This is a genomic window from Streptomyces sp. (genome assembly GCF_019510245.1).
Lineage (GTDB): Bacteria > Actinomycetota > Actinomycetes > Streptomycetales > Streptomycetaceae > Streptomyces.
The window spans coordinates 1-4,841 of record NZ_JAEKKT010000270.1 but is presented as its reverse complement, the minus strand read 5'-3'; the positions used below and the strand labels follow the sequence as shown (position 1 = coordinate 4,841).

Here is a 4,841-nt window from a genome sequence, read left to right as displayed (position 1 = left end):
GCTTCTGGCACTGGGCCGTGGCCGACATCCCGGCCGGCGTCACCGAGCTGCCCGAGGGTGCGGGCGACGACACCGGCTCGGGCCTGCCCGAGGGCGCCTTCCAACTGCCCAACGACGCCCGCGCCGCCCGCTTCATCGGAGCCGCCCCACCCGCCGGACATGGCACGCACCGCTACTTCATCGCGGTCCACGCCCTCGACGTCGAATCCATCGGTGTCCCGGCAGAAGCCACCCCGGCCTACCTCGGCTTCAACATCGCCGGCCACATCCTCGGCCGCGCGGTCCTCACGGTCACCGCTGAGATCCCAGCGGCCTGACGAACGGCAGTGCCGAGCGGTCTCGCCCTCGGCCGTCGCCGAGACCGCTCAGCACACGCATCGGAGTGGGTGCCCACACCGAGGCCTGTCATCGCCATGCTCGGAAGCCCGGCCGACACATCTGGGTGTGCTACGGCCGGCAATAGCAGGCGTAACTGCCCTAATTTGCAAAATTCAACTTCGCCAGCCGAAGGGGAAGGAACCCATCGTGAAGACTCCCGCGCTCTACCTGAGCCACGGCGCTCCGCCGCTCGCCGACGACGCGCTCTGGACCAGCCAGCTCGCGGCCTGGTCGGCGACGCTCGCCAAGCCCGAGGCGATCCTCATGGTCTCCGCGCACTGGGAGGACGCGCCCACCACGCTCGGCGCGACGACCACGGTGCCGCTGACCTACGACTTCGGAGGCTTCCCCGAGCGCTACTACCAGGTCGCCTATCCCGCGCCGGGCGCGCCGGAGCTGGCCGCGAAGGTACGCGGGCTGCTCGGCGGCAAGGTCGCGGACGCGCCGGAGCGAGGCTTGGACCACGGCGCATACGTGCCGCTCAAGGAGATGTTCCCTGAGGCTGACATTCCTGTCCTGCAGATGTCGATGCCGACCCTCGACCCGCACCGCCTGTTCGAGCTCGGCCGCCGACTCGCCCCGCTCCGGGACCAGGGCGTGCTGATCATCGGCAGCGGGTTCTTCACCCACAACCTGCGCGGCATCATGATCGGCGCAGGGGTGAACGAGGCGCCCAACTGGTCCAGGGACTTCGACGCCTGGGGCCGCGAAGCCCTGGACACGGGCGATCTGGACGCGCTGCTGGACTTCCAACACGCTGCCCCCGCCGGCCGTATCGCGCACCCGCACACCGAGCACTTCGCCCCGCTGTTCGTCACCCTAGGGGCCGCAGCCGACGAGCTCGACACCCAGAAGACCGTGATCGACGGCTTCTGGGGCGGCCTCGCCAAGCGCTCCATCCAGTTGGGCTGAATCCCTGCCCCATTATCGGGCGCCGCGGGCAGCGATGGCCCCGCCCCACCGAGGAGCAGTCCTTCGACAGTTGGTCGGTGCGAACCGACGTCACTCCGGCAGGCGGGCTCAAGCCGATCTGGGAACACCCCAACGCCCATCTCGACGGCTTCCCGCGTTTTATGGGGGACCGCGCCGGGGTCGAATGCTGGAAGCAGACCTTCGCCCTCTACTTTTGGTGAGGTGCATGGCGCCCCCACGCCGGGCTCACTCGGGCTGCACCCCGGCGCGTAGCGTGCTATGAAACCTGCGCGGCTATCTCGTCGTAGCGCAATGACTTGCAACGCTCCATCACAGAGCGCAAAGAAACAGGTTCCTGGCCTGTTATGTGCTTCACATGGTGGGACATGACGGCTTGGTAGCCCTCGGCAATCGCGACTTCCGCGGATACCAACTCGTCACTGGCCCACATGTGCCCGTCCGCGCTCGGCGGCATGTCGGGGTCGTAGGTCCGGGGAATCCCCACGGAGTCGTAGAACGCAAGGCGTTCTTCGGCCGAGACCGGCGCGTACTTGACGGGGACGCCGTGGACTTCGGTACCGATCGCCGCGATGTCGTGGAAATTCAGCAACTCGCCGCCGGTGATCTCGTAGACGGCGCCGGGGTGCCGCTCGTTCTGCAGCAGGCACATGGCGGCGCAGTTGGCGACATCGCTCTTCGCGACCGGCGCGAGGAAGCCGTCGCCCGTCGCCTGCCTGAGCAGACCGGTTTCCACCCCGGGCGCCACAAGAACGTTGCTCACGATTTCGGAGTAGAGGGAGTTCCTGAGAATCGTGTACGCCAGACCGGAGGCTCGCAGATCGATCTCGGTCTGACAGTGGTCCTGGGAGGACAGAGCGGGATTGTTCGGCTGCACGCCTCCCACCGAGGTGTACACGATATGGCGGATACCGGCCCGCTGTGCCGCGGAAATCGCGTTCCGGTGCTCAGAAACCCTTCGCCCGAGATTCAGTCCGCTGATCAGGAAGAGAATCTCCCCGCCGCTGTACGCGGCGTCCAGGGAACCGGCGTCCCGGTAGTCGCCCCGGCGGACGCGTAGCCGCTGTGTCTCGCTTCGGCCGAGCCTTTCCGGGGTGCGCGTCACAAGTGTCAGTTCGGCATCCGGATCCGCGGCCAGAAGCAGGTCGGTGACGCGGTGCCCCAAGTCTCCTGAGGCCCCGCTGATGACGATGCGACCCATGGTGTGTCTCCTGTTCGTCTTTTTCGAAACGTCTGCAGCGCGCGTCAGCGTGCGAACAGAGCCGGCCTGTCGGGCACGAGGGCCTTCAGGCTCAAGGGCAGTGGGGCAGAGGGGCAGCGAGGCGCTGAAGCAGTGAAGGCGACGCGGGCCATGGGCTGCCGCGGGTGGTCACCCGGCGGTGGTGACGTCTTCCTGCGCCGCGTAGTGGACGACCCGGGGCCTGGCGACACAGTGCGGTGCGACGGCCTCGGCGAAGGCTTTCGCCTGCGGCGTTCCGGGGAAGACCTCGGTGTGGTCCTCGAGTCGTTCCCACCCGACGCGCAACAGGTAGGTGTCGGGTTGGTCGACGCTGCGCAGCAGTTCGGCGGACCGGCACCCGGAAGTCTCCAGCAGCAGGTGCCGGGCCGCGGCGAAGTCCGCTTCGAGCCGGACGCCTGCCCCGGGGTGGACGAGCAGTTCGGCGTGCTCGTAGATCATCCGTCCCCCTCGTCGCGTCCGGGCGCGGTGCCTGAGGCGCTCAGATCCAGGAAGCCGCCGCGCAGGAAGATCAGCGGGGGATCAGTGGCGCGCAGTTCCAGCGACTCGACGCGGCCGACCACCTGGTAGTGATCGCCGATCAGGTCGACCTTGAACCTCGTGCATTCCATGGTGACGATCGCCTCGTCCAGGAGGGGCAGGCCGCGAGCAGACAGGTGCCAGTCCACGTCGAGGAAGCGGTCCTCGCTGCGCCGGGAGAACGCCTTGCACAGCTCGCCGTGGCCGTGGCCGAGGACGTTGACGCCGAAGTGGCTCGCCTCGTAGAGACGTGGCCAGGTCTTGGAGGACCGGTCGACGAAGAAGGCGATGAGGGGCGGGTCCAGCGACACCGAGGTGAAGGAGCCGACGGTCATCCCGACGGGCCCGGACCTGGCGCTCGCGGTGACCACGGCCACACTGGTCGGGACGTGCCCGAGGGCGCGCCGGTAGTCCACGGGGTCGCCGGTGGCGGCAGGGGTGCCTTGCTGCGCGGTGAGGGCAGGTGTGTTCTCCATGGTCGCTGTCCTCACAGAGCGATCGTCGGTTCTTCGTTGCCCAGCAGCAGTCGGCCGTAGGCCTCCCGGCCGATCTCGGGGGTGACGAGGGCATGTCGGGCGGCGGTCTCGGAGTCCCGCCAGATGCGGTTCAGCACGTTGACCTCGGCGAAGGAACCGGCGCCGTTGGCGGTCAGCAGTGCGCCGATCGCGTCTGTGACCAGTTCGGCCACCACGCCCGTGTCATTGCGGATCCGGGCGCGGGTCTCCAGGTCGGGCAGCCGGCGCTCGTCGGCGGCCCGGTCGAGGTCGAGGCATATGCGGTTCAGCGTCAGCTCGGCCAGGTGCAGCTTGGTGGCCGCGTGGGCGACGCCGATCTGGTGGGTGGGGGAGAGCCTGGCCTCCTGGTAGCTGGTGTAGGCCACCGGCTTGAGGGGGAGCTTGGCCCGGGTGATCTCCAGTGCGTGCCGGCCCAGACCGATCTGCGGTGCGACGAGAATGGCGGCGGCGACCGCGTTGAAGGACATCGACGCCATGCGCTCATCGGTGTGCGGCGTGAGATAGCGTCCCTCGAACATGTCCTTGACCGGCTGAATCCGGTGATCGGGCACGAAGTGGTCTTCGATCACGATGGTGTCGCTGCCTGTGCCCTGCATCCCGGCGACGAACCAGGTCGGTTCGATCGTCCAGGTCTCCGCCGGGATCAGCGCCAGCGCCAGCTCGCCGCCCTCGATGGGTATGCCCAGAGACCCCCAGTCAGCGGTGAAGGAACCCGAGGCGTACGGCCAGCGGCCACTGACCAGGTAGCCGCCGTCGACCCGCTCCGCCTTGCTGCCGGGGGAGAAGACGCCGCACACCTTCGCTTTCGCGTTCGCACCGAAGATGTCCTCCTGGGCCTGGGCGGAGGAAGTCGAGGCGAAGCCCGTGCCGACGGTCATCAGCGCGGCGATCCACCCGGTCGAGCCGTCACCACGGGCCACCTCCGCCACGGCCTCGACGGCGGTGCGCAGCGTCGCCCCCTGGCCGCCGTACCGGTTGGGCACGAGCAGACGGAAGACGTCCGCGTCCTCCAGTGCCTTGATCACCTCGGGGGCCACCCGACGCGCCTCGGAACCTTGTGTGGCGTATTCACGGATCAGCGGGACCAGGCTGGTGGCGCGGCCCACCAGTTCGGCGTCAGGGGTTTCGAGCTGCGGCACTGCGGCGCTGGACGACATTGTCATGGTGCCTCTCCCAGAGAACGACGTGGGCCGATGAAGGTCATGACCGACGTAACGGAGTGATGTCAGCCAGCATGCGTATCCGTTTCGAGGGGCGTAAAG

At 68.2% G+C, this 4,841-nt stretch carries 6 protein-coding genes and 1 pseudogene; 3 read left to right on the top strand and 4 right to left on the bottom strand.

The window, feature by feature from the left end; genetic code table 11:
- The 3 genes and pseudogenes from JF597_RS48540 to JF597_RS48530 form a co-directional block, all read left to right on the top strand.
- The coding region (locus JF597_RS48540) for a YbhB/YbcL family Raf kinase inhibitor-like protein (protein ID WP_294012115.1) at positions 1-317 on the top strand (317 nt) is incomplete at its 5' end.
- Positions 318-522: 205 nt separating this feature from the next.
- Positions 523-1,290, top strand: coding sequence for a class III extradiol ring-cleavage dioxygenase (locus JF597_RS48535; RefSeq protein ID WP_294012118.1), 768 nt, complete (start codon positions 523-525; stop codon positions 1,288-1,290).
- Positions 1,291-1,340: 50 nt separating this feature from the next.
- A pseudogene (locus JF597_RS48530) lies at positions 1,341-1,563 on the top strand (ABC transporter substrate-binding protein); the annotation flags it as partial.
- 4 nt (positions 1,564-1,567) lie between these two features.
- On the opposite strand, the gene JF597_RS48525 reads toward JF597_RS48530, so the two are convergent.
- From JF597_RS48525 to JF597_RS48510, 4 genes are all read right to left on the bottom strand, one after another.
- Positions 1,568-2,509 (bottom strand): SDR family oxidoreductase, encoded by a 942-nt coding sequence (locus JF597_RS48525; protein WP_294012112.1) that lies wholly within the window; start codon positions 2,507-2,509, stop codon positions 1,568-1,570.
- 168 nt (positions 2,510-2,677) lie between these two features.
- Positions 2,678-2,986 (bottom strand): antibiotic biosynthesis monooxygenase, encoded by a 309-nt coding sequence (locus tag JF597_RS48520; protein ID WP_294012109.1) that lies wholly within the window; start codon positions 2,984-2,986, stop codon positions 2,678-2,680.
- A complete protein-coding gene (locus JF597_RS48515) occupies positions 2,983-3,540 on the bottom strand; it encodes a flavin reductase family protein (protein ID WP_294012106.1) in 558 nt (185 codons plus the stop codon). The genes JF597_RS48520 and JF597_RS48515 overlap by 4 nt, the downstream gene beginning before the upstream one ends.
- An 11-nt stretch (positions 3,541-3,551) precedes the next feature.
- The gene (locus JF597_RS48510) at positions 3,552-4,742 is read right to left on the bottom strand and encodes an acyl-CoA dehydrogenase family protein (protein ID WP_294012103.1); all 1,191 of its coding nucleotides are present in this window, start codon (positions 4,740-4,742) and stop codon (positions 3,552-3,554) included.
- Between the last annotated feature and the right edge of the window lie 99 nt (positions 4,743-4,841).

What these genes read in the sequence shown, in the direction of transcription:
- JF597_RS48520 (WP_294012109.1), bottom strand. Translation starts at nt 2,986, where the DNA reads ATGATCTACGAGCACGCCGAACTGCTCGTCCACCCCGGGGCAGGCGTC.
- JF597_RS48510 (WP_294012103.1), bottom strand. Translation starts at nt 4,742, where the DNA reads ATGACAATGTCGTCCAGCGCCGCAGTGCCGCAGCTCGAAACCCCTGAC.
- JF597_RS48515 (WP_294012106.1), bottom strand. Translation starts at nt 3,540, where the DNA reads ATGGAGAACACACCTGCCCTCACCGCGCAGCAAGGCACCCCTGCCGCC.
- JF597_RS48525 (WP_294012112.1), bottom strand. Translation starts at nt 2,509, where the DNA reads ATGGGTCGCATCGTCATCAGCGGGGCCTCAGGAGACTTGGGGCACCGC.